Source organism: Streptosporangium sp. NPDC050855 (assembly GCF_044456585.1).
Classification (GTDB): Bacteria; Actinomycetota; Actinomycetes; order Streptosporangiales; family Streptosporangiaceae; genus Streptosporangium; species Streptosporangium longisporum.
This window is the reverse complement of record NZ_JBITFY010000020.1, coordinates 115563-137470: the sequence shown is the minus strand read 5'-3', so window position 1 is coordinate 137470 and position 21908 is coordinate 115563. Positions and strand designations below refer to the sequence as shown.

The following is a 21908-nucleotide window of genomic DNA, read 5'->3' as shown; positions in this document are numbered from 1 at the left end:
CCGCTCGTCGGCGACCCGGCGCCCGTGCCCAGCGCGCGTGCGCCGGGTGGCAGGAAAGGAGCCCCGTGCCAGTCAGCGATCCGGTCCTCGAGGCCGTCGGCGCCCTCAAGGTGTTCCCCGGGGTCACGGCCCTCGACCACATCTCCTTCGCCCTGGGCCAGGGGGAGGTGCACGCGCTGGTCGGGGAGAACGGCGCGGGCAAGTCAACGTTGATCAAGGTGTTGACCGGGGTCTACCGGCTCGACGCGGGTGAGGTGAGGTACCGGGGCGAGCGGATGGACTTCACCAGCCCGCTGCAGGCCCAGCGCGCCGGGATCGCCACCATCTACCAGGAGGTCAACCTCGTCCCGCAGATGAGCGTGGCGCGCAACCTCTTCCTCGGCCGCGAGCCGCGGGGCCGCTTCGGCCTCATCGACTTCGCCGAGATGCGGCGGCGGGCCTCGGAGATCCTGCACGGGTACGGCATCCGCCCGGACGTGCGCCGCCCGTTGGGATCGCTCGGCCTGGGCTCCCAGCAGATGGTCGCCCTGGCCCGGGCGGTACAGGCCGACGCGCAGGTCGTCATCATGGACGAGCCCACCTCCTCGCTGGAACCGCGCGAGGTCGACCGGCTGTTCCACACCATCGCCGACCTCAAGGCCCAGGGCCGGTCGGTGATCTACGTCAGCCACCGGCTGGAGGAGCTCTACCGCATCTGCGACCACGTCACCGTGCTGCGTGACGGCCGCCTGGTGCACACCGGCCCGCTGGCGGAACTGGAGCGGCTGCGGCTGATCTCCCTGATGCTGGGCCGTGACCTGCAGCAGGTCGCCTCCGAGGGCCTGACCAGGTTCGGCGGCCGCGACCACTCGCGCGACGCCCCCGCGGTGCTGTCGGCGACCGGGCTCGACCGCGAGCACGTGCTGAACGGCGTGTCGCTCGCCCTGCGGCCCGGGGAGATCGTCGGCCTGGGCGGGTTGCTGGGATCGGGACGCAGCGAGACGGCCAAGGCGATCGCCGGTGCCCTGCCGCTGGACTCCGGGCAGGTCACGGTGGAGGGGAAGGCGGTTCCCTCCGGCTCGGTCGGCGCCGCCATCCGGGCCGGGATCAACCTGCTCCCCGAGGACCGCAAGGCCGAGGGGATCGTGCCCACGCTGTCCGTGCGGGAGAACATCGTGCTGGCCGCCCTGCCGAGGCTGGCGCGGGCCGGGATCGTCTCCGAGGCCGCCGTCGACCGCGTGGTGGAGACGTTCATGAGCCGCCTGCGCATCAAGGCCGCGGGTCCGGGTCAGCGTGCCGGTGAGCTGTCGGGCGGCAACCAGCAGAAGGTCCTGCTGGCCCGCTGGCTGGCCATGAACCCCAAGGTCCTGCTGCTGGACGAACCCACCCGAGGCATCGACGTCGGCGCCAAGGCAGAGGTACAGGCCCTCATCGACGACCTGGCCGCAGAAGGACTGGCCGTCCTGCTCATCTCCTCCGACCTGGAGGAACTCGTCGAAGGCTCGGAACGCGTCGTGGTGCTCCGCGACGGAGCGGTCGCGGGTGAGCTGAGCGGCGACGACGTGACGGAAGAGAAGATCATGGCCGCGATCGCGGGGAAGAACGATGACTGAGACCACCGTGGTGACCGACGCCCCGCGCAAGGGCTCGTCCGGCCGGGCCGGGACGATCGCCTGGCTCCAGCGGTACGGCGTGTACGCGGCGGTGGCCACGCTGTTCGTCTTCAACGCCGCCTTCACCCCGCACTTCCTGGCCGCCGACAACTTCCGCACCCAGCTCGTCCAGGTCACCCCGATCGTGATCGTCGCGCTCGGCATGGCGCTGGTGATCGGCACCGAGGGGATCGACCTGTCGGTCGGCTCGGTGATGGCCCTGGCCGCCTCCCTGACCGCCCTCTACCTCGGGTACGGGGCCCCCGCGGCGATCGCCATGGCGATCGCCGGCGGGGCGCTGGTCGGCGCGGCCGCCGGAGCGCTGGTGGCGGTGGTGGGCGTACAGCCGATCGTCGCCACGCTGGCCCTCCTGGTCGGGGTACGCGGCCTGGCCAACGTGCTGCTCCCCCAGCTGCGGGAGTTCTCCAACCCCACCCTCGTCGCGCTCGGCAGCGACTCGGTGGCGGGTGTGCCGATCGTCGTCCTCGTGGCCGTCGCGCTCATCGTCGCCGTGGCGTTCCTCGTCAGGAGGACCACCTTCGGGCGCCAGCTCGTCGCCATCGGCGGCAACCGCGCCGCCAGCAGGCTCGCCGGGCTGCCGGTGCGCAGGGTGCTGCTGTCGGTGTACGTGCTGTCCGGCGTGCTCGCCGCCATCGCCGGGACGCTCGCCACCTCCCGGCTGCAGGCCAGCGACCCCACCTCGCTGGGACTGTTCATGGAGCTGTCGGCCATCACCGCGGTCGTGGTCGGCGGCACCCCGCTGACCGGAGGCCGCGTGCGGGTGCTCGGCACCGTGATGGGCGCCCTGCTGATGCAGCTCCTCCAGGCGACCCTCATCAAGCACAACCTTCCCCAGTCCTGGACCCAGATGGCCCAGGCCGCGATCATCCTCGCGGCCGTCTACGCAGCACGGGAGCGCCGGTGACCACCCAGACCGCTCGTCCGGCACCATCGGCGGCCACCGGGCCGACGTCCCGGGAACGCGCCGGCCGGCTCTTCCAGCGGCACGGGGCCCTCGTCGTGCTCGGCGTCCTGCTGGTCGTGGGCACGCTCGGGTTCGACGCGTTCACCACGCCGGCCAACCTCGGCAACATCGCCACCGCCTCCTCGTTCCTGGCGATCATCGCGATCGGCATGACCTTCGTCGTCATCTCCGGCGGCATCGACCTGTCCGTGGGCTCGCTGTTCGTGCTCGGCGGGGTCCTGGCCGCGTACGGCTCCCGTCACGGCGCCGTCGTGGCGCTGGCGCTGCCGCTCGCGGTCTGCGGGGCGTTCGGCCTGGTCCAGGGGCTGATCATCGCCCGGACCCGGATGGCGCCGTTCATCGTCACCCTGACCGGGCTGCTCGGCGCGCGCGGCCTGATGCTCTCCATGACCGACGAGGGCGCCACCACCTACCTGGTGGAGGACAAGGTGTTCGCGGGCATCGGCCAGGGCGCCCTGTTCGAGATCGGCTACCCCTTCTTCATCATGCTGGTGATCCTGGCCGCCGCGGCGATCCTGCTGCAGCGCACCGGGTTCGGGCAGAACGTCTACGCCATCGGCGGCAACGAGGACGCCGCGGCCCTCATGGGCGTCCCGGTGGCCCGTACCAAGATCATGGTCTACCTGATGTCCGGGCTGCTCGCCGGTCTGGCCGGGGCGCTCAACGCCGCCCGCCTGTCCTCCGGCGTGACGATCCTCGGCATCGGGCTCGAACTCGACGTGATCGCGGCCGTGGTGATCGGCGGGACCCTGCTCACCGGCGGCGCCGGCGGTCTCGGCGGCACGATCGCCGGGGCGCTGCTGCTGGGGGTCATCCAGAACCTGATCAACCAGATCCCCGGGCTCTCGTCCTCCTTCCAGCAGGTCGTCAGCGGCGCGTTCCTCGCCATCGTCGTCATCACGCACCGCGTGCTCGGCGGGATACGACAACAGGACACCTGACCCGGGGGGGCGGCGCGCCCCCTTCCCGGACGGCGCCGGCCCGGGACGCCGCGATCCGGCGGCGTCCCCCGCGGCGTCATGCCCGGCCGTCACGACGGCCGGGCATGAGGCGTTTCCCGCCGCGCGACACCCGGCCGTCGCGACCGGCGCGCGACACCCGGACGTCACGACGGGCCGGGCCGGCCGCGTTCCCCGCCGCCGTGATGCCCGGACGTCACGACGGCCGGGCGGACGGCCAGGTGGAGCGACACGGGTGTCACGAGACGCCCCGGGCCCGCGCGGGACACGATGCGCGATCGGTGCGATCAGACCCGATCGAATATTGACACGAGATGTTTCAAAGTATTCACTTCTGATCATCCCACCCGTTGGGCGGACGCCCTTCCGGGGCGTACACCCGGCGATCCCCGCGTCCCACCCTCGCACCACCTCCACCCGCACCGCGTCCACCCGCACCCGCCCCCGCCGCTCCCGGCCGCCGGGCGCGCACCACCTCACCGCGATCCCGCACATCTCCGAACCATCACCCCCCTGAGGAGATCCCATGCAACGCGTACGCCATCGACGACGGCTGCTGCACTCCGTCGTCGCCTGTCTCGTGGGCCTGGCCACGTTCGCCACCGGCCTGCCGCAGGCCGCCGCCGCGGTCCCGCCCCAGCCGTCCCCGCTGACGACGCCGTGGACGAACCAGGCACTGAACGGCACGCCCCTGCCGGAGTACCCCCGGCCGCAGATGACCCGGCCGGACTGGCAGAACCTCAACGGGGAGTGGCAGCTGCGGCAGTCGACCACCAACGACCCCCCGGTGTTCGGGCAGACGCTGCCGGAACGTGTCAACGTGCCGTTCCCCGTCGAATCCGCCCTTTCCGGGATCAAGCGGGCGGCCAACGACAACCGGTACTACCTCACCTACCGGCGGACGTTCACCGTGCCGGCGGGCTGGAACGGCCGGCGGGTGCAGCTCCACTTCGGCGCCGTGGACTGGCAGACGACCGTCTGGGTCAACGGCGTACAGGTCGGCGGCCACACGGGCGGCTACGACCGGTTCGAGTTCGACATCACCCCGCACCTCAACGGCGGGACGAACGAGCTGATCGTGCGCGCCTTCGACCCGACGGACTCCGGCGCCGCGGGCAGCAGCCCCGCCAGGGGCAAGCAGGTCCGCAGCCCCGGCGGCATCATGTACACGCCGTCGTCGGGCATCTGGCAGACGGTGTGGCTGGAGCCGACCCCGGCCTCGTCCGTCTACAGCGTCGACTTCTACCCCAACCTGGCGAACAACACCCTGCGGGTCCGCGTCTTCACCCGCGGCGACGTCTCGGGCCACTCGGTGTACGCCGAGGCGCTGGACGGCGCGACCGTCGTCGGCACCGCGACCGGCGGCTTCACCGACTTCAGCGTCCCCGTCCCCGACGCGCGGCGGTGGTCACCGGACGACCCGTTCCTGTACAACCTGCGGATCTCCCTGCGCAACGCCGGAGGCGCGACCGTCGACCGGACCACGCACTACTTCGGGATGCGCGAGGTCGGCAAGGCCGTGGTCGACGGGCGGCTCGTGCTGACGCTCAACGGCCGGTTCGTCATGCAGAACGGCGTGCTGGACCAGGGCTTCTGGCCCGACGGCCTGCACACCGCGCCGACCGACGCCGCGCTGGCGAGCGACCTGCAGAAGATCAAGGACCTCGGCTTCAACATGGTCCGCAAGCACATCAAGGTGGAGCCGCAGCGCTGGTACCACCACGCCGACCGCCTCGGCCTGCTGGTCTGGCAGGACATGCCGAGCATGGGCGGGGGGAACGAAGCCCAGCACGCGCAGTGGGAGAGCGAGCTGAGGGAGATGGTCGACGAGCACCGCTCGTCGCCCGCGGTCGTCACCTACGTCCCGTTCAACGAGGGCTGGGGCGAGTGGAACCTGGCCGACACCTCACGGGTCATCCAGAACGTCAAGAACCAGGACCCGACCCGGCTCGTCAACGGGCACAGCGGCTACAACTGCTGCGCGTCCAAGGGCGACCCGGGCAACGGCGACATCATGGACTGGCACGTCTACGTCGGGCCCGACGCGCCCACGCCGACGAGCACCCGGACGTCCGTGCTCGGCGAGTACGGCGGTCTGGGCGTGCGGGTCCCCGGTCACGAGTACAGCCCCAACGGCCAGTTCGGCGCGTACGAGATGCACCCGAACGTGAAGTCGATCACCGACCGTTACGTGAGCCTCGTCGCCCAGTCGGCGAACCTCATGCACACCCGCGGGCTCAGCGCGCTCGTCTACACGCAGCCGTTCGACGTGGAGGGCGAGGTCAACGGTTTCTGGACCTACGACCGGCAGGTGGCCAAGTTCGACGCGGCCAGGGTCAGGGCGGCCAACCTCGGCATCATCGCCGCCTCCAAGCGGCTGAACACCGCCCCGCCCCCGCCCGGCCGGCCGGTCAACGGCCCCGGAGGAAAGTGCGTGGACGTGGCCGCCGACGACACCGGCGGCAACGGCTCCGCGGTGCAGCTGTGGGACTGCCAGATCCAGGCCGCCGACCAGCACTGGACCTGGGACGGTACGGCGCTGCGCACGCTGAACCGCTGCCTGGACGTGACCGGTAACGCCACGGCCAACGGCTCGCAGGTCCAGCTGTGGGACTGCAACGGCGGCGGCGCACAGCAGTGGGTCCCCCAGGCCAACGGCGCCCTGCTCAACCCCCAGTCCGGACGCTGCCTGGACTCCCCCAACGGCACCACCGCCAACGGCACCCGCCTGCAACTGTGGGACTGCAACGGCTCCCCGGCCCAGGCGTTCCGGATGGGCGGAGGCTCCGAGGGGGCCACGTTCGTCAACGGTCCCGGTGGCAAGTGCGTGGACGTGGCCGGTGACGACATCGGCGGCAACACCGCGGCGGTGCAGCTGTGGGACTGCCAGCCCCACGGCGTCGACCAGCACTGGGCCTGGGACGGCAGGGCGCTGCGCACGCTGAACCGCTGCCTGGACGTGGTCGGCAACGCCACGGCCAACGGCTCGCAGGTCCAGCTGTGGGACTGCAACGGCGGCGGCGCACAGCAGTGGGTCCCCCAGGCCAACGGCGCCCTGCTCAACCCCCAGTCCGGACGCTGCCTGGACTCCCCCAACGGCACCACCGCCAACGGCACCCGCCTGCAACTGTGGGACTGCAACGGCGCCGCGGCCCAGACGTTCCGCAGGCAGTGACCCCGCGGGGTGCGGGGGCCACGGCCTGCGCACCCCGTCCCGCGTCGTTCACGCGGGCACGAACCCGCCCTGTGACACGGGTTCTGGACACCACGGCCCTGTGACACGGCCCTGTGACACGGCCCTGTGACACGGCCCTGTGACACGGCTCTGTGACACGGCTCTGTGACACGCTCGGGCCGGGACCCGGCCCGAGGGCGGGCGGGGACGGCGTGGGTACGCACGCGATGCGGCCCGCGCCGTCGCCCGTGGCCGGGTGTCAGCGGCCGAAGGCGTCCTTGATCTTCTTACCGGCGTCCTTGACCTTCTCGCCGGCCTGCTTGAGGCTCCCCGAGGCCTGGTCGGCCCGGCCCTCGGTCCGCAGCCGCTCGTCACCGGTCGCGTGCCCGAGGTTCTCCTTGACCCGGCCCTTGAGCTCCTCGGCCTTGTGGGAGATCTTGTCCTCGATGCCCATGGTGGCCTCCTCCGTCGGTGGGGACGTCGCTGCCGTTCTCACCGGCTTCTGTCCCGGCCGCGGGACGGTAAACCGCCCGGCTTCCCGGTCCGTGAAAGTTTCAGGACGCCGGGACGACGCGGGCGATCCGCTCCCCGGGGGTTCCCTGCCGTGTCATGGCGTGGTGGGCCCGTCCTTCGGGCCGTGCCGGCCCCCGCCCCTCCGGTCCCCACCCTCCCGGCCCGGATCCGGCATGTCCGGAAGGACTTCACATCGCCGTAACAATGTGCTTTCCTGGCTTCGGAAAGCGCTTACCGGTTCCGCGGGAACGTTCGTCGACGACGAGCGCCTCCCGGACCCGTATCCATGTCTCGTTGAGAAGCAGGATCGCGGCGGAAACGACGGGCACCGGCACGCTCGGGGGACGACGCCGGGTGGAACCGTCGTGACGCCCGGCCCGCACGTGCCCTCGTGACGCCGCCACACCGTCCCGCGTCGATGCCCCGTCGCGCGGACGCCGAGGCGACGGCCCGGCACACCCGATATCGAACGGAGCTTCACGTGCGACACGCAAGAAGACTCGGCGTCAGGCTGGCGATCGCCACGACCGCCGGCCTCATGGCGACCGGCGGGATGGTGGCCGTGCTCAGCACCCCCGCCTCGGCCGCCCCCTCCAACGGCAACTACACGCTGGTCAACGCCGGGAGCGGCCTGTGCGCCACGGTCCCCGGGCAGAACACCGGTGACGGCGTACAGCTCCAGCAGTCCGGTTGCACGGGCGGGGCCGGGCAGGTCTTCTCCCTCGCCTCCTCCGGAGGCGGCTACCGGCTGACCGCGAACCACAGCGGCAAGTGCCTCGGGGTGCGCGACGCCTCCACCAGCGCGGGCAAGGCGGTCCAGCAGGAGTCCTGCACCGGGGCGTCCTCGCAGACCTGGCAGCTCACCGCCTCCGGCAACGCCTACCGGGTGGTCAACGCCAACGGCGGCAAGTGCCTCAACGTCAAGGACAACTCCTCCTCGTCCGGTGCCCCGCTGCAGCAGAACTCCTGCGACTCGGCCTCCACCAAGCAGTGGACGCTGACGCCCGCCGGTGGCGGCGGCAACCCCGACCCCACCCAGACGCCCACACCCACGCCCACGCCGACCGTGACCCCCACCGGCGGCACCGGGGGCGACGGCAGCGGCGCGTGGCCCTCGTCCACCGGCAACGTCCACACCCCGACGACCCGCAACGCCGGGACGTTCTTCGACGGCGGCATGAAGCGCTACTACGGCATCGGCGACGGTGGCCAGGGCGAGGGCCAGGACCCGATGTTCGTCGTGGCCAACGGCGGCACGATCCAGAACGTCATCCTCGACGCGCCCGCCGGTGACGGCATCCACTGCGAGGGCTCCTGCACCATCCGCAACGTCTGGTGGAACGACGTCGGCGAGGACGCCGCGACCTTCAAGGGCACCAGCTCCTCGGCCACCTACCTGGTGGACGGCGGCGGCGCCAAGTCCGGCACCGACAAGGTCTTCCAGCACAACGGCGCGGGCACGGTGACCATCCGCAACTTCCAGGTGCACGGCTCGGGCAAGCTCTACCGCGCCTGCGGCAACTGCTCCAGCTCCTACGAGCGCCACGTGGTGATGGACGGCGTCACCGCCCGGTCCACCAAGCTGCTGGCCGGGATCAACTCCAACTGGGGCGACACCGCGCGCTTCAGCCGGATCACCGTCTACGGCAGCGCCACCATCTGTGAGCGCTACAAGGGCGTGCCCAAGGGCAGCGAGCCCACCAAGATCGGCTCTGGTCCCGACCCGGTGCACTGCCGGTACTCCCCGTCCGACATCACCTACCGGTAGTCACCACCGGCAGGACCCCCCGACGGGAAGGTACGGCCCGGCTCCGCGCTCGCGGTGCCGGGCCGTACCGGTGTCATCCGCCGGCGCGCGGCGTCGTGGCCCGGTGGGGCTCCTTGAGCGCCCGGCGCAGCTCGTCCAGGGAGACGAAGAGGTGTCCCGCCATGCCCAGCCGCTCGGCGGCGCGCACGTTCTCCGTCCTGTCGTCGACGAACATCGTGTCCGAGGCGGGCACCCCCAGCCGCTCCAGGCACCAGGTGTAGACCTCCGCCTCCGGCTTGGCGTGACCGATGCGGCAGGAGAACGCGCGCACCTCGAACAGCTCCAGCAACGGCCGGTGAAGCCGCTCGACGTGGGCGGCCAGGTCCGCGGGGAGGTTGGACAGCAGGGCGACCCTGGTCTGGCCGCTCATGTCCGCGACGAACTCGACCATCTCGTCGTCGACCTCGCTCCAGCTGTCCAGGTCCCTGGCGATCAGCTCGTCGATCTGGTCGTCGCCGAACTCGGTCTCCGCGGCACCGGCCACGGTCCGCCAGTAGTCCCTCCCCGACCGGTCCCCGCGGTCGTAGGGCGCCCGCAGGTCCCAGTAGGGCCGCCACAGCCGCGGACCCGACAGGCGGGCGGCACGCTCGATGGCCAGGAGGCTCTCCGGGGACTGGTGGCGGGCGATGACCCCGAACATGTCGAAGACGAGCACGGGCGGGACGGACTCGCTCAAGCGGACTCCCTCGGTATGTCGTCACGGAGGCGGACGCGGCGGGCCGGGAACGGCGCGGCAAGTCCGCACCGGCCGGTCCGCACACGCGCCCCGGCCTGACACGGCGGCCTCGCGCGGCGCCCCGGCAACCCTACGCCATGGTGCAGGGGGCGTCGCGCGGCCCCGGTCCCGGGGCGCCCGCGGTCACCCGCGCGGGTCGCCGACGCCCGCGGTTCCCGCCCCCGCCCCCGGCCCCGTCGACTCCGTCGGCCCCGTCGGCCCCGTCGCCGCGGGCACCTCCGGCGTCTCCGGCGTCTCCGGGGCCCGCGGGCCCTTCGCTCCCTCGCGGAACGCCAGGGCCAGTGCGAAAAGGAGCACGGCACCCACGACCGGCACCCATGACGGGCCGGACGACGGCCGGAAGGTCCCGGCGAGCCCCACCCGGTCGATGACGATCCCCTCCGCGATGCCCGGCAGCACGGAGGCGCAGCCCGAGACCGTCACGAGGACGGCGAGCCAGGCGATCCGGGCGGGGTTGCCCCGCTGGAAGGGCCGTCCCCGCGCGAAGGAGTTCAGCAGGGCGATCAGCAGCAGGGCGGCGACGCCCATGCACAGACCGCTCACCAGGACGTCCGCCCGGGAGAGCACCTGCTCGGCGACGGTGGAGCCCTCGACGTACAGCGACAGGTCCCCGTCGTCGAGACGGACCCCGGCGGGGAGTTCCCTCCCGCCCAGCCGCAGGTGATCACCGGATTCCAGGGAGGGGGTGACGCGCACGGCGATGCCTGCGGGGACCTGGGTGATGCCGTTGATCATGTAGGCGACACCCCAGAGCACCCCGACCGTTCCGGTGAGCCTGATCACGTAGCGGGCCAGGAGGGCGAACAGATGACTCATGAGAACTCCATCGAGCATGTCCGGATCGCCTCATCGTTCTTCACGGCGGTCGTCGCGAACAGGGACCACGGGGCCACATCCGGGTCCCGTCGTCCTTCATCATGTCCCGCCGCGACCGCCGCCGCGCGACACGTCACGGTTCCGCGATGTGACCTCCAGGCCGACGAGGGACGGGGACGGCCGTACTTTCGGACGATGATCGGGGCAGGAGGGCCGCACGAGCATGGCCTCCCATGAGACGAAACATCATGGCCTCCCTCCTGGTGGCCGCGACGGCCCTGCCGCTCGTGGCCGCCGGCGGGGCGGCGTCCGCCTCCGGCGGCACCACGACCGGCACCACCACGACCGGCAGCACGACCGGCAGCACGACGGGCGGCACGACGGGCGGCACAACGGGCGGCACGACGGGCGGCACGACGATCTCCTGGCGGCCGTGCGGCGAGCAGGCCGGAGCCGAGTGCGGATCCGTCGAGGTGCCGCTCGACTGGTCCGCCCCGGAGGGCCCGGCGATCGAACTGTCCGTCGTGCGGCGCAGGGCCACCGATCCCGGCGCGCGGATCGGCACCCTCCTCTACAACCCGGGCGGGCCCGGCGGCCAGGCGGCACTGGTCGTCCGCGACTTCCCCTCCGCGATCCTCTCGGACGACGTGCGGCGCCGGTTCGACGTCGTCGGCATCGACCCGCGGGGGGGTCGGCGGGAGCGGCGCCGTACGCTGCGGGCTGCCGGTGCACGACCCGAAGGTCGGCGAGTTCCCCGACACCCTGGCCGAGTACGACAGGCTGGTCGCGCACAACAGGGCGGTCGGCGAGAGCTGCCTGGCCGCCACCGGGCCCCTGCTGCGCAACGTCGACACCGTGAGCGTCGCCCGGGACTTCGACGCGGTACGGGCCGCGCTCGGCGAGAAGAAGATCAGCTTCCTCGGCAAGTCGTACGGCACCATCCTCGGCACCGAGTACGCCGGGCTCTTCCCCGGCCGGGTCCGCACCATGGCGCTGGACGGCGCGGTCGACCACGGGATGAGCTCCCGCCGCCTGGTCACCGACGCGGCCAGGGCGGTGGAGGACTCCTTCGACCGGTTCGTCGAATGGTGCGACCGTACGGCGAGCTGTCCCCTGCACGGCCGTGACGTCGCGCGGGTGTGGGACCGTCTCGTCGCCGGGGCGGAGCGCACCCCCGTGCCGGTGCGGAACGGGCGGCCGATCACCGCCGAGGAGCTGCGCTACGTGGGGTACACCTTCCTCACGGCGATGCCCGAGTACGCCGGCGGCCTGGCCGCCGGGATCGTCCAGGCGGAGAAGGGCGACGCCACGATCTTCGCCTCGATGCGGGCGCAGGCGCTCGACGACCCGGCGAGCACCGCGGCGTACCGGTCCGTCATGTGTCTGGACCTCGACCCGCAGATCCGCGGCCACCGGGACCTGCGGGCGCGGCTGAAGCAGGTCCGCAGGCTGTCTCCGCACATGGGGGGCACCTCGGAGTTCTGGGACATGACGGTCGGCTGCCTCGGCTGGCCGGTCCCCCCGAGCAACCCGCAGCGGCCGGTGAACGTCCACGGCACCCCGCCGATCCTCGTCGTCGGCACCGCCCACGACCCGGCGACCCCGCTCGCCTGGGCGCGGGCCCTGTCGTCGCGCATCCGCGGCTCGGGCCTGCTGACCTACGACGGGACGGGGCACACCGCGTACATGAGGTCGGTGTGCGCGACGGAGCACGTCGACCGCTACCTGGTCACCGGCCGGCTGCCGCAGAAGGGAACCGTCTGCCGGGCCACCGGCTGACGCGCCCGGTGTCCCGCCCGCGTGCCGTCACGACAGGCCGGTGAGGCCGACGCGACCAGGCCCGCCGGCGCCCCCGGCCGTCCGGTCGCGCTCACGGCTCGCGATCGGGTCCCGGGGGGTGGACGCGGGTGCGCAGGGCCCGGACCGACCAGTCGAGCACCGGAGTCAGGGACTCCGGGGCCGGCCAGCCGTTGATCACCGCGAGCAGGTGGGAGTACCGCTCCCGGCGGGGGTCGTTCATGTTCTCCAGCCGGTCCAGCATCGACCGCCGGAGCCCCGCGTCGTCGGGACGGCCGACGAGACCGGCGTACCGGGCCGTGATGTCCGCGACGACGCGGCCCGCCTCGGGCGAGGCCGGGTCCGTGCCGTCCGAGGCGGCACGGCCGGCCCGGTCCCGGACGACCGCGGCCAGGTCGCGGCGTATCACCGGGTTCCCGCCCTCGGCCCGTTCGGCCGCGTGGTCCCGGGCCATCCGGCGCATGCCGTCGCGGAAGTCCGGGTCCCGGGACAGCTCGGCCAGCTCGATCCACGCCTCGACCTGCTCGGTCTCGGGGTCGTCGGGCAGGCACGGGGTCATCGAGCGCCTGATCCCCACGAAACCGTGGTCGGCCTCCAGGCCGCCGAACACGGCGTCGAGGAAGTCGTCGATCATCTCCTGGCGTTCCTCTTCGGACAGCGCGGCCAGTCTGTGCATGAGATCCATCTCCTTGGGGGTCGACCCGTGCCTGGCCACGGCCGTCAGCACCGCGCGCCGCAGGCGCAACGTCCGGATCTGTACGGTGAGCGCTTCGGCGTGCGCCGCGGCGACCTGGGCCAGCGGGATCTCCCGGTCCAGGATCCTCCGGATCGTGGGCAGGTCCAGTTCCAGGTCGCGCAGCGTCCGTACGAGGTCCAGGCGGGCGGCGTCGGCGGCGCCGTACAGGCGGTGGCCGGCCGGGCTTCGGCCGGCGGGTGGCACGATCCCGCGATCGGAGTAGAACCGGATGGTCTTGACCGTCAGCCCGGTGCGCCGGGCCAGGTCACCGATCGAGTAGAGCGCGTCCCCGTCCATGCCGCACACCCTCGCATCTCCCCTCGGTGGAGGTTCAAGTCCTTCCGCGGCCCGCGCCGAGGACCGGTGCCGAGCGCGGGTGCCGGAGACCGCCTCGCGGACCGCGCGGGCCACGATCGTATGACGGGTGACCGCCGGGACCGCCGTGCCCGGCGGGCCTGCGGTATGAAGGATGCGGTGACCGGCGATCGACGGCCCGGCCCGCGCGTGCGGCGCGGGCCCCGACAGGGGATCGTGGTGAGACGTGTGCGCACGGCCGGAACACGGATGCTCGCCTGCACGGCGCTGCTCGCGGCCGCGGTGGCGTGCGGCGGGGAACGGCCCGCCCCGCGGACGGGCGGTGCCCCGCCCGCGCAGGAACGCTCCCCCGCGCCCGGCCCCACCGCCGAGAAGAGCTCCGGGGCCCCCGGGGACGCCCCCGGGTCTTCCGACGGGCCCCGCGGAAGCGACATCGAATCCTCCGATCCCGACCACTTCGAGGCGGAGATCACGCTCGCGGACGGCCGCAGGGTGGCGATGCACTACGGGCGTCGCCGGGGGCTCTTCGAGCAGCACCACGTCCCGGGCCGCGGGTGGACCAGGCCACGCCTGATCTACCGCACCGAGACCGACGCCTGCCAGGGCATCGAGCTCCGGGCCGTCGGTGGCACGGTCACGGCGATCGCGAACTTCGCCCCCTACTGCGCGGACGGCGAGCCCCCGATGGAGTCCGTCGCGGCGGTCGGGGTGGGGGATCTGAGCAGGTGGGACCACCACCTCACCAGGTCGTTCGACGGCTGGGAACGCGTCACCGTCACCGACGGCGGCGAAAGGGCCGTCTTCTCCAGCAGGTCCCTGGAGTGGCGCAGCTCGCTCGTCTGGACCCTGAAGGACGGCTTCTCCGAACCGGTGGACAAGCGCGTCGGCTGAGACGACGCCGCGCCCGGCCGGTCAGCCCGGGAGGCGGGCGGACCGCGCGAGCACGGCCTCCAGGGTGCGGCGGCCCGTCTCCGCCGTCAGCGGGGCATCGGCCGAATGGGCCAGGAACGCGAGCGACAGCGCGAGCGCCCACCCTCGTGCCCGCGTCCAGAGGTGCTCGCCGGGCACGTGCCCGCCCGCCGCCTCGTAGGCGTCCCGGAAGACGCCGTGGCATTCGGCGGGCAGGAGCATCCAGGCCACGGACAGGTCCGTGGCGGGGTCGCCGGAGGTGATGTCACCGAAGTCGATCACACCGCTGATACGACCGCGACGGACCAGGATGTTGGCCGGGTGGAGGTCGCCGTGCAGCCACGACGGGGGCCCGTCCCACGCCGGTGCCGCGACCGCGGTCTCCCACGCGCGCATCACGGCCCCGCGATCGACCAGGCGGCCCAGTACGTCCAGGTTCCGGATGACCGTCGCCTCGCGGTCCGCGAGCGGGATGCCGCGGACGGGGTTGACGGGGGCGTCCGGTGCGGCGGGGACGTGCAGGGCCCCGAGGAACCCGGCGAGGTCGGCCGCGGCGCCCGGCGGGTCGGCCGGCGGCGTCCGCGCGGCGACCCGGCCGGGCAGGAACGGGACGACGCTCCACGGCCACGGGTAGCCGGGACCCGGTCGCCCGATGCGCACCGGTACGGGCACCGGCAGCGGCAGCCGGGGCCCGAGAACCGGGAGCCACCGCTGCTCGTGCACGAGCAGCCGGGCGGCCACCTCACGTCTCGGCAGCCGGGCGACCAGCGCGTCCCCGACCCGGCACACGACGTTGTCCCACCCGTTCGCCATCGTCTCGACGGGCAGGTGCGCGAGGTCGGGGTGCTGGGCGGCCAGGAGCCGGCGTACCAGATCCGGGGAGACGTCCACCTCGGCGGCCGGCATGCGGTGAGGACCCACACCGCGACCCTAACCGACGGAGGCGGACGGCTTCGGCGTCGCCCGCGCGCCGTGGTGTGCGGCGCCGGGGGCGAGGGGAACGGGGCCGGTGCGCCGAGGAGGCCCGTGCGGCCGAGGGACGGAAGCCCGGGTGAGGCCGGATGAGGACGTCTTCAGTTACTTTCAGTAGTGAATCCATTACTTTGAGTGATGAACGGTCGTGGACACGACCCCCGATCACCGGAGACCCACATGCGACGTATCGCTCCAAGGATCGCCGTCCTCACGACGATCGCCCTGCTCGTCCTGATCGCCCCCGCTCACGCCCAGGTCCGGCCGGAGGACCGGCGGGCCGACGCGGGGGCCTACTTCGAGTTCACCGACATCACCGGGAGCAAGGGCGTCCTCCAGCTCACCGACCCCACCGAGATCCAGCACGCCAGGGATCTGATCAGCGGCGCGACCACCGAGAGGCCCCACGTCCTCGGCAGGATCGTCAAGCGTCCCGCCCCCTACAACCCGGGCTGGAGCTACCACTACGACCCCGCCACGATCGACTTCTTCGACGTCGCCATCGAGGTGTGCGACGCCACGATGCCCTACGTCGAGGACCACCTGGACGAGGCGGGCGGCGCGTTCCTGCCCGGCCTGCTCTGGTGCCCCTGGACCTCTCGCCTGGTGCGCGAGGTCCCCGCCCCGTGAGGTGAGGCCGCCCCGGGCGCGCCGGGCACCCGCCGGTCACCGGCGGGTGCCCGGCGTCCCTGCGTCACCTCAGGATCGGGGACGGAGGTCACCAGGACGGCATCATCGTCTCCGGATAGCGGGACCCGGCCGCGCCGCGCGGCAGGATCTCCGTGACGCGGGCGAGGTCCTCCGGGGTGAGCGTGACGTACGCCGAGGCGACGTTCTCGGCGACGCGCCGCGCGCTGCGGGTGCCGGGGATCGGCACGATGTCGTCGCCCTGCGCCAGCAGCCACGCCAGCGCCAGCTGCGTGACCGTGATCCCCTTGGCCTGCGCGAGCGCGGTCAGCTCGCCGACGGCGGCCAGGTTCTTCTCGTAGTTGCCGGGCTGCCAGCGGTCGTCCCAGCTGCGCATGTCGTCCGCGGGGTAGTCGGCGGCCGGCCGCACCGCGTCGGTGAGGAATCCCCGGCCCAGCGGCGAGTACGGCACGAACCCGATGCCCAGCTCGCGTACGGCCGGCAGCACGTCGGCCTCGACGGCGCGTTCGAACACCGAGTACTCGGTCTGCAGCACCGACACCGGGTGGACGGCGTGGGCGCGGCGGACGACGTCGGGGCCCGCCTCGCTGAGCCCGAGGTAGCGCACCTTGCCCTCGGCGATCAGCTCGCCGACCGTGCCCGCCACGTCCTCGATCGGCACGTCCGGGTCGACGCGGTGCTGGTACAGCACGTCGATGCGGTCGGTGCCGAGGTGGCGCAGGCTGTTCTCGGTGACCTCGCGGATGTGCTCCGGCCGGCTGTCCAGCGCCAGCCCCGCCCTCTGCGGGTCGCTCAGGTCGAAGCCGAACTTGGTGGCGATCACGACGTCGTCGCGGAAGTCCTTCACGGCGCGGCCGAGCAGCCGCTCGTTGCTGCCGGTTCCCATGCCGTACAGCTCGGCGGTGTCGTAGAAGGTGACGCCGAGCTCGTACGCCCGGCGGATGGTGGCGATCCCGCCCTCCTCGTCGGCGGCACCGTAGGCCATGGTCATGCCCATCGTGCCGAGGCCGATCGCGCCGACCTCCAGTCCCTGGGTGCCGAGCGCGCGCTTCGGCAGGTTCTGCTCATGCTGTGTCATGCTCCCCACGGTAGGGACACGCCCTCCGGGAGGTCATGAGGCCAGGGCCGCATAGTATTGCCTGATCCTCTCACCGAAGGAGCGCGGCATGCCGGACGATCTCGCGGCCGTGATCGCCCGGCACAGCGACGGCCTGTGGGCCGAGAGCGCGGTCCCCCACCTCACGCTGGTCACGATCGACGAGCCCATCGGTCCCACCGACCTGCTGTACGAGCCGATGATCTGCTTCATCGCCGACGGCGCCAAGCGCACCGTCACCGGAGACCGGAGCCGGGTGGCCGGGAGCGGCGAGATGATGCTGAGCTCGCTCCGGGTTCCGGTCACCGCGGTGTTCGAGCGGACGCCGTACCGCGCGGCGGTGCTGCGGTTCGACGGCCGGGTGCTCGCCGACCTGCTGCTGGAGCTGGAGGAGACGGGCCCGGGTGCGCCGGCCGGACCGGGCGGGGCGGGCGGGCCGGGCGGGCAGGTCGTCGCGCCGATGACGCCGGAGCTGGTCGACGCGGTCACCCGGTGGGTGCGGCTGCTCGACACCCCGGACGACATCCGCCCGCTGGCGGCCCGGATCGAGAGCGAGATCCTCTACCGGCTGCTCGGCAGCCCGCTGGGCCCCACCCTGCGCCGGCTCGCGCTGACCGGTTCGGGCGCGGCCCGGGTGAGCGCGGCGGCCGGGTGGATCTGCGCGCACTACAGCGAGCCGCTCACCGTCGAGTCGATCGCGGCGGTGGCGCACATGAGCGCGGCCACCCTGCACCGGCACTTCAAGACCGCGACCGGGATGAGCCCGTTGCGGTTCCAGAAGCACCTGCGGCTCCAGGAGGCGCGGCGGCTGCTGGTCGCCGGGGACACCACCGCGGCCGTGGTGGCCGAGACGGTCGGGTACGCGAGCGCGACGCAGTTCAACCGCGAGTACCGGCGTCACTACGGCCTGCCCCCCGCCCAGGACGCGGCCCGCCTGCGTGGCCGCCTCGCGAGTGCCGTGACCGGCTAGGGCGTCGCGTACGACCGGAAAACTGAAACGCACTGCAAAAATACAGTGGACTTCATCTTTGAAGTCCACTTAACTTCCTTCCATGACCGAAGGGCTCCGGGAACAGAAGAAGCGGCAGACGCGGCAGCGCATCCACGACGTGGCCCTCGGCCTGTTCGTGGAACGCGGATTCGACCACGTCACGATCGCGGAGGTCGCCGCCGCGTCGGAGGTGTCGGTGAACACCCTCTACAACTACTTCCAGGCCAAGGAGGACCTGGTCCTGGCCCCGCAGCGGACGGCCGAGCAGCGGCTCGCCGACATCGTCCGGGAGCGCGGCCCCGGCGAGTCCGCCGCCCGGGCCGTGCTGGCCCGCCTGCGCGACGAGGTGCGCCGTCGCGACCGCGCGCTGGGCCTGACCGACGGGTTCGGCCGGGTCTACGAGATGATGCGGGCCGCCCCCACGCTGACCGCCCGGCTGGAGGAGCTCGGCCGGCAGATGACCGCCGCCCTGGCGGCCGTGCTCGCCGAGGAGACCGGCACCGGCCCCGACGACCCGCTGCCCCGGGTGGTGGCCGCCCAGATCGGCCTGGCCCACGCGCTGGTCTTCACCGAGATCGGCCGGCGCACCGCGGCCGGGGAGACCCCGGAGACGATCGCCACGGAGGTGCTGCGCCTCCTGGACGTCATCGAGGACCTGCTCGGCGAGACCGTCCTCACCTGTGCCACCAGAAAGGACCGATGATGTTCAGGGTTCTGATCAGCGGAACGTTCGACGGGCTGAGCGACACCGATCGCTCCCGCCTGTCGTCCGGAGCCGACCTCCTGCCGGGCGGCTTCACCGAGGCGGGCACCTTCACCTGCGACTCCAGCCTCGCGTCGTTCACCTTCCGCTGCCGGGTGCCCCCGGAGGACGACGGCGGCGATGACGAGCCGGGCGTCACCCGGCGGGCCGTGGCGGCGCTGGAGGCGCACGGGTACCCGTACCGGATCCTGCGGGTCGCGGTGACGGACATGCGCGACATCAAGGTCCGCCGGAAGGGCCACGCCCGGCCGGCCGCTCCCCGGTGATCTCGCCACCGGGGCCGTTCAGTCCCGTTTCCGCCGGTCCGCGACGGTGATCGCGAGCAGCGGGAGCATCCGCCCGGGGACGGAGCCCGACGGGGTCGCGCCGATCCGGACGGCGCCCATGGCCAGGTAGAACGGCTCGGCGTTCGGGTCGGCGTCGATGGTGAGGCGCTCGAAGCCGAGGTCCTCCGCCGTGGCGACGGCGTGCTCGAACAGGCGCCGGCCGACGCCCCGGCCGATCGCGTCCGGTTCGACGAAGAGCATGCCCAGGGACCCTTCCGGCGGGTCTCCCTCGAGCGTGGCGAACCCCAGGACGCGGCCGTCGTGTTCGGCCACCGTGGTCCGCAGCCGCGTGACCTCGGACTCCGCGACCGCCAGCTCGTCCCGGCAGGCCGCCATGAACTCCTCGTCGTACCCCCAGTGGGCCTTGGAGCGGATCGCCAGCTCGCTCAGCGCCCCGGCCTCGTCCGCCCGTGCCGCCCTGATCAGCATGAAGCCTGCCCTCTCTCGCTCGTCCGTCGCCGCCGGTCGCTCAGGACAGCCCGCGCAGCAGCAGGTCGAGCACGTCCTGCAGGTCCTGCTCGAACGACGGCCTGCTCCAGGCCTCGGCGTACGCCGGGTTGTGGAACGGGCTCGTCGCGTTGAGCAGCGCGCGGGCCGCCGTGCCCGCGTCCGCCACCCGGAAGACGCCCTCCTCGACGCCCGCGGCGATGATGCCGGTCAGGTCGGCGACGAGCTCGGAGACGTGCGCCTCCACCGCGCCGCTCGACTCGCCCACCAGCGCCACGTAGGTGGCGAACAGCTCCGGGTCGCGCAGGGCGCGATCCCGCTTCTGGTGTGCCAGCACCGTCAGCCACTCCCGCAGGAGCGGCGCGGCCGGCCGGCCGGACCCGGCGCGCACCTCCTCCAGCGGCTGCCGGACCCCGGACAGCCAGGCGCTCGTCACCGCCTCGCGCAGCGCGGTCTTGCTCGGGAAGTGCCGGTAGACCGCGGCGTGGCTGACGCCGAGCGCCCGTGCCACGTCGACGACGGTCGCCTTGGCGGGCCCGAACCGGCGCAGCGTCTCCTCGGCCGCGGCGATGATCCGCTCCGGGGTGAGTGCGTGGTCGGGCATGGTGGAAAACCCTAGCGTTCGCTGTCGAGCATCGCCATCTGCGTCGGGTGGTAACGGTCACCGGCCGCGGCACCGGCCGGCACGGCGCGCTCGATGCGCGCGAGGTCGTCGGCGGACAGCGTCACGTCCAGGGCGCCGAGGGCCTCGGCGAGCCGGTCGCGGCGGCGCGCGCCGACCAGCGCCACGATGTCGTCGCCCTGCGCGAGCACCCAGGCGACGGCGATCTGCGCCACCGACATCCCGCACTCCTCGGCGACCTCGCGCAGCCGCTCGACCAGGACGAGGTTGGCGTCGAGGTTCGCGCCGCCGTGACGCGGGCTGTGCGCGCGGAAGTCGTCCGCGGCCATCGGCCGTTCCTTGGACCAGTGCCCGCTGATCAGGCCCCGGGCCAGCACCCCGTACGCGGTGACGCCGATCCCCAGCTCCCGGCAGACGGGCAGGATCTCGGTCTCGATGCCGCGCGACAGCAGGGAGTACTCGATCTGCAGGTCGGCGATCGGGTGCGTCGCCGCCGCGCGCCGGATGGTCTCCGCGCCCACCTCGGACAGCCCGATGTGGCGCACGTACCCGGCGGTGACCAGCTCGCCGATCGCGCCCACGGTCTCCTCGACGGGCACCGCCGGGTCGAGCCTGGCCGGCCGGTACACGTCGATGTGGTCGGTGCCCAGCCGCTTGAGCGAGTAGGCGACGAAGTTCTTCACCGCGACCGGGCGCGCGTCGTAGCCGATCCAGGCCCCGTCGGGCCCGCGCAGGCCGCCGAACTTGACGCTGATGGCGACCTTGTCCCGGTCGCCCGGCCGGGCCCGCAGCGCGTCCCGGATGAGCAGTTCGTTGGCGCCCATGCCGTAGAAGTCGCCGGTGTCGAGCAGGGTGACCCCGGCGTCGATCGCGGCGTGGATGGTCGCCACGCCCTCCGCCTCGTCCGCAGGTCCGTACAGATCGGACATGCCCATGCAGCCGAGGCCGATGGGCGCGCTGACGAGGCCGTTGCTTCCGAGTGTTCGTGTTGTCATGTCCCGACTGTATCGTTACGGATTACAGATTTCAAACTCTGTAACTAATAAATCCACTCGGCGGGGACGACCGCGGACGGGATCAGCCGAGAACCTTGATCTTCTTCATGGTGGGCTGGGAGATCACCCGCGCCACGCCCGGAATGCCGATGATCTTCTCGGTCTGGAACCTCTCGTAGGCGGCGTAGTCGGCGACCAGGACCCGCAGGTGGTAGTCGGGGGTGGCGAACAGGCGGCGGAACTCGACGACCTCCTCGTAGGCGGCGATGGTCCGCTCCAGCCCTTCCAGGGTCCTCAGGTCGCTCACGCTGACCTCGATCGAGACGATGACCTCCAGCCCGGCGCCGAGGACCCGGTGGTCGACGACGGCCCGGTAGCCGGTGATGACACCCGCCTCCTCCAGACGCCTCACCCGGCGCAGGCACGGGGGCGGGGTGAGCCCCACCCGTCTGGCCAGCTCGACGTTGGTCAACCGGCCGTCCTGACGAAGGTGGAACAAAATATCTCTGTCGATGGCGTCCAAGGTAACTTCATTGCTCATATGGCCATCGTAGAGGTCGAATCGGAAACCATATGAGGTCATTCATGGCCTAGAATTACCCGTATCTCTCCCCCGTTCACCTGTGCATTCCCCCTCGGGACGGTTCCTGGCGGCGGGCCGGACACGAG

At 72.4% G+C, this 21908-nt stretch carries 22 protein-coding genes; 11 read left to right on the top strand and 11 right to left on the bottom strand.

What is annotated here, in order from left to right; genetic code table 11:
* Positions 1-65: 65 nt before the first annotated feature.
* The 4 genes from ACIBCT_RS32515 (at position 66) to ACIBCT_RS32500 (ending at position 6750) form a co-directional block, all read left to right on the top strand.
* Positions 66-1592, top strand: coding sequence for a sugar ABC transporter ATP-binding protein (locus ACIBCT_RS32515; RefSeq protein WP_399195170.1), 1527 nt, complete (start codon positions 66-68; stop codon positions 1590-1592).
* Positions 1585-2556, top strand: a complete 972-nt coding sequence (locus tag ACIBCT_RS32510) for an ABC transporter permease (RefSeq protein ID WP_399195168.1) — start codon at positions 1585-1587, stop codon at positions 2554-2556. Before ACIBCT_RS32515 ends, ACIBCT_RS32510 begins: the two co-directional genes overlap by 8 nt.
* Complete coding sequence (locus ACIBCT_RS32505) at positions 2553-3557, top strand: ABC transporter permease (RefSeq protein WP_399195166.1); 1005 nt, start codon at positions 2553-2555, stop codon at positions 3555-3557. The genes ACIBCT_RS32510 and ACIBCT_RS32505 overlap by 4 nt, the downstream gene beginning before the upstream one ends.
* 544 nt (positions 3558-4101) lie before the next feature.
* Entirely contained in the window at positions 4102-6750 is a 2649-nt protein-coding gene (locus tag ACIBCT_RS32500) for a ricin-type beta-trefoil lectin domain protein (protein ID WP_399195164.1), read from the top strand.
* A 259-nt stretch (positions 6751-7009) separates the two neighbouring features.
* Here ACIBCT_RS32500 and ACIBCT_RS32495 read toward each other — a convergent pair whose 3' ends face one another.
* Complete coding sequence (locus ACIBCT_RS32495) at positions 7010-7204, bottom strand: CsbD family protein (RefSeq protein WP_399195162.1); 195 nt, start codon at positions 7202-7204, stop codon at positions 7010-7012.
* A gap of 540 nt (positions 7205-7744) precedes the next feature.
* On the opposite strand from ACIBCT_RS32495, the gene ACIBCT_RS32490 reads away from it, so the two are divergent.
* On the top strand, positions 7745-9031 hold the full coding sequence (locus tag ACIBCT_RS32490) for a pectate lyase (RefSeq protein ID WP_399195160.1): 1287 nt from the start codon (positions 7745-7747) through the stop codon (positions 9029-9031).
* A 73-nt stretch (positions 9032-9104) separates the two neighbouring features.
* Here the strand turns inward: ACIBCT_RS32490 and ACIBCT_RS32485 are convergent, their stop codons facing one another.
* The 3 genes from ACIBCT_RS32485 to ACIBCT_RS32475 form a co-directional block, all read right to left on the bottom strand.
* A complete protein-coding gene (locus tag ACIBCT_RS32485) occupies positions 9105-9746 on the bottom strand; it encodes an HAD family hydrolase (RefSeq protein WP_399195158.1) in 642 nt (213 codons plus the stop codon).
* 183 nt (positions 9747-9929) lie between these two features.
* Positions 9930-10622 carry a hypothetical protein gene (locus tag ACIBCT_RS32480; RefSeq protein ID WP_399195156.1) on the bottom strand — a complete coding sequence of 231 codons (693 nt, stop codon included), beginning with the start codon at positions 10620-10622 and terminating at the stop codon, positions 9930-9932.
* 133 nt (positions 10623-10755) lie between these two features.
* The gene (locus tag ACIBCT_RS32475; RefSeq protein WP_399195154.1) at positions 10756-11187 is read right to left on the bottom strand and encodes a hypothetical protein; all 432 of its coding nucleotides are present in this window, start codon (positions 11185-11187) and stop codon (positions 10756-10758) included.
* 161 nt (positions 11188-11348) lie between these two features.
* On the opposite strand from ACIBCT_RS32475, the gene ACIBCT_RS32470 reads away from it, so the two are divergent.
* The gene (locus ACIBCT_RS32470; protein WP_399195152.1) at positions 11349-12401 is read left to right on the top strand and encodes an alpha/beta hydrolase; all 1053 of its coding nucleotides are present in this window, start codon (positions 11349-11351) and stop codon (positions 12399-12401) included.
* 91 nt (positions 12402-12492) lie between these two features.
* Here the strand turns inward: ACIBCT_RS32470 and ACIBCT_RS32465 are convergent, their stop codons facing one another.
* Positions 12493-13452 carry a MerR family transcriptional regulator gene (locus ACIBCT_RS32465; RefSeq protein ID WP_399195150.1) on the bottom strand — a complete coding sequence of 320 codons (960 nt, stop codon included), beginning with the start codon at positions 13450-13452 and terminating at the stop codon, positions 12493-12495.
* A 237-nt stretch (positions 13453-13689) separates the two neighbouring features.
* On the opposite strand from ACIBCT_RS32465, the gene ACIBCT_RS32460 reads away from it, so the two are divergent.
* On the top strand, positions 13690-14361 hold the full coding sequence (locus ACIBCT_RS32460) for a hypothetical protein (RefSeq protein WP_399195148.1): 672 nt from the start codon (positions 13690-13692) through the stop codon (positions 14359-14361).
* Positions 14362-14382: 21 nt separating this feature from the next.
* Here the strand turns inward: ACIBCT_RS32460 and ACIBCT_RS32455 are convergent, their stop codons facing one another.
* The gene (locus ACIBCT_RS32455) at positions 14383-15300 is read right to left on the bottom strand and encodes an aminoglycoside phosphotransferase family protein (RefSeq protein WP_399195146.1); all 918 of its coding nucleotides are present in this window, start codon (positions 15298-15300) and stop codon (positions 14383-14385) included.
* A gap of 231 nt (positions 15301-15531) precedes the next feature.
* Between ACIBCT_RS32455 and ACIBCT_RS32450 the strand changes: the two genes are divergently transcribed.
* Positions 15532-15981, top strand: a complete 450-nt coding sequence (locus ACIBCT_RS32450) for a calmodulin-binding protein (protein WP_399195144.1) — start codon at positions 15532-15534, stop codon at positions 15979-15981.
* 88 nt (positions 15982-16069) lie between these two features.
* Here ACIBCT_RS32450 and ACIBCT_RS32445 read toward each other — a convergent pair whose 3' ends face one another.
* Positions 16070-17077, bottom strand: a complete 1008-nt coding sequence (locus tag ACIBCT_RS32445) for an aldo/keto reductase (protein WP_399195143.1) — start codon at positions 17075-17077, stop codon at positions 16070-16072.
* Positions 17078-17165: 88 nt separating this feature from the next.
* On the opposite strand from ACIBCT_RS32445, the gene ACIBCT_RS32440 reads away from it, so the two are divergent.
* The 3 genes from ACIBCT_RS32440 to ACIBCT_RS32430 all read left to right on the top strand — a co-directional run bounded on the left by ACIBCT_RS32440 (position 17166) and on the right by ACIBCT_RS32430 (position 19115).
* Positions 17166-18065, top strand: coding sequence for an AraC family transcriptional regulator N-terminal domain-containing protein (locus ACIBCT_RS32440; protein ID WP_399195141.1), 900 nt, complete (start codon positions 17166-17168; stop codon positions 18063-18065).
* Between the two features lie 82 nt (positions 18066-18147).
* The gene (locus tag ACIBCT_RS32435) at positions 18148-18789 is read left to right on the top strand and encodes a TetR/AcrR family transcriptional regulator (RefSeq protein ID WP_399195139.1); all 642 of its coding nucleotides are present in this window, start codon (positions 18148-18150) and stop codon (positions 18787-18789) included.
* On the top strand, positions 18786-19115 hold the full coding sequence (locus tag ACIBCT_RS32430; protein ID WP_399195137.1) for a DUF6204 family protein: 330 nt from the start codon (positions 18786-18788) through the stop codon (positions 19113-19115). Before ACIBCT_RS32435 ends, ACIBCT_RS32430 begins: the two co-directional genes overlap by 4 nt.
* An 18-nt stretch (positions 19116-19133) precedes the next feature.
* On the opposite strand, the gene ACIBCT_RS32425 is transcribed toward ACIBCT_RS32430, so the two are convergent.
* The 4 genes from ACIBCT_RS32425 to ACIBCT_RS32410 all read right to left on the bottom strand — a co-directional run bounded on the left by ACIBCT_RS32425 (position 19134) and on the right by ACIBCT_RS32410 (position 21780).
* A complete protein-coding gene (locus ACIBCT_RS32425; protein WP_399195135.1) occupies positions 19134-19604 on the bottom strand; it encodes a GNAT family N-acetyltransferase in 471 nt (156 codons plus the stop codon).
* A gap of 40 nt (positions 19605-19644) precedes the next feature.
* A complete protein-coding gene (locus tag ACIBCT_RS32420; protein ID WP_399195133.1) occupies positions 19645-20226 on the bottom strand; it encodes a TetR/AcrR family transcriptional regulator in 582 nt (193 codons plus the stop codon).
* 11 nt (positions 20227-20237) lie between these two features.
* Entirely contained in the window at positions 20238-21239 is a 1002-nt protein-coding gene (locus tag ACIBCT_RS32415) for an aldo/keto reductase (protein ID WP_399195131.1), read from the bottom strand.
* Positions 21240-21321: 82 nt separating this feature from the next.
* Positions 21322-21780, bottom strand: coding sequence for an Lrp/AsnC family transcriptional regulator (locus ACIBCT_RS32410; protein ID WP_399195129.1), 459 nt, complete (start codon positions 21778-21780; stop codon positions 21322-21324).
* Positions 21781-21908: the final 128 nt, after the last annotated feature.

Bases quoted from the DNA above. Each gene is read 5' to 3' on its own strand.
- ACIBCT_RS32440 (WP_399195141.1), top strand. From the start codon at position 17,166: ATGCCGGACGATCTCGCGGCCGTGATCGCCCGGCACAGCGACGGCCTG.
- ACIBCT_RS32495 (WP_399195162.1), bottom strand. From the start codon at position 7,204: ATGGGCATCGAGGACAAGATCTCCCACAAGGCCGAGGAGCTCAAGGGC.
- ACIBCT_RS32500 (WP_399195164.1), top strand. From the start codon at position 4,102: ATGCAACGCGTACGCCATCGACGACGGCTGCTGCACTCCGTCGTCGCC.
- ACIBCT_RS32430 (WP_399195137.1), top strand. From the start codon at position 18,786: ATGATGTTCAGGGTTCTGATCAGCGGAACGTTCGACGGGCTGAGCGAC.
- ACIBCT_RS32425 (WP_399195135.1), bottom strand. From the start codon at position 19,604: ATGCTGATCAGGGCGGCACGGGCGGACGAGGCCGGGGCGCTGAGCGAG.
- ACIBCT_RS32410 (WP_399195129.1), bottom strand. From the start codon at position 21,780: ATGAGCAATGAAGTTACCTTGGACGCCATCGACAGAGATATTTTGTTC.
- ACIBCT_RS32445 (WP_399195143.1), bottom strand. From the start codon at position 17,077: ATGACACAGCATGAGCAGAACCTGCCGAAGCGCGCGCTCGGCACCCAG.
- ACIBCT_RS32415 (WP_399195131.1), bottom strand. From the start codon at position 21,239: ATGACAACACGAACACTCGGAAGCAACGGCCTCGTCAGCGCGCCCATC.
- ACIBCT_RS32480 (WP_399195156.1), bottom strand. From the start codon at position 10,622: ATGAGTCATCTGTTCGCCCTCCTGGCCCGCTACGTGATCAGGCTCACC.
- ACIBCT_RS32465 (WP_399195150.1), bottom strand. From the start codon at position 13,452: ATGGACGGGGACGCGCTCTACTCGATCGGTGACCTGGCCCGGCGCACC.
- ACIBCT_RS32420 (WP_399195133.1), bottom strand. From the start codon at position 20,226: ATGCCCGACCACGCACTCACCCCGGAGCGGATCATCGCCGCGGCCGAG.
- ACIBCT_RS32510 (WP_399195168.1), top strand. From the start codon at position 1,585: ATGACTGAGACCACCGTGGTGACCGACGCCCCGCGCAAGGGCTCGTCC.
- ACIBCT_RS32435 (WP_399195139.1), top strand. From the start codon at position 18,148: ATGACCGAAGGGCTCCGGGAACAGAAGAAGCGGCAGACGCGGCAGCGC.
- ACIBCT_RS32450 (WP_399195144.1), top strand. From the start codon at position 15,532: ATGCGACGTATCGCTCCAAGGATCGCCGTCCTCACGACGATCGCCCTG.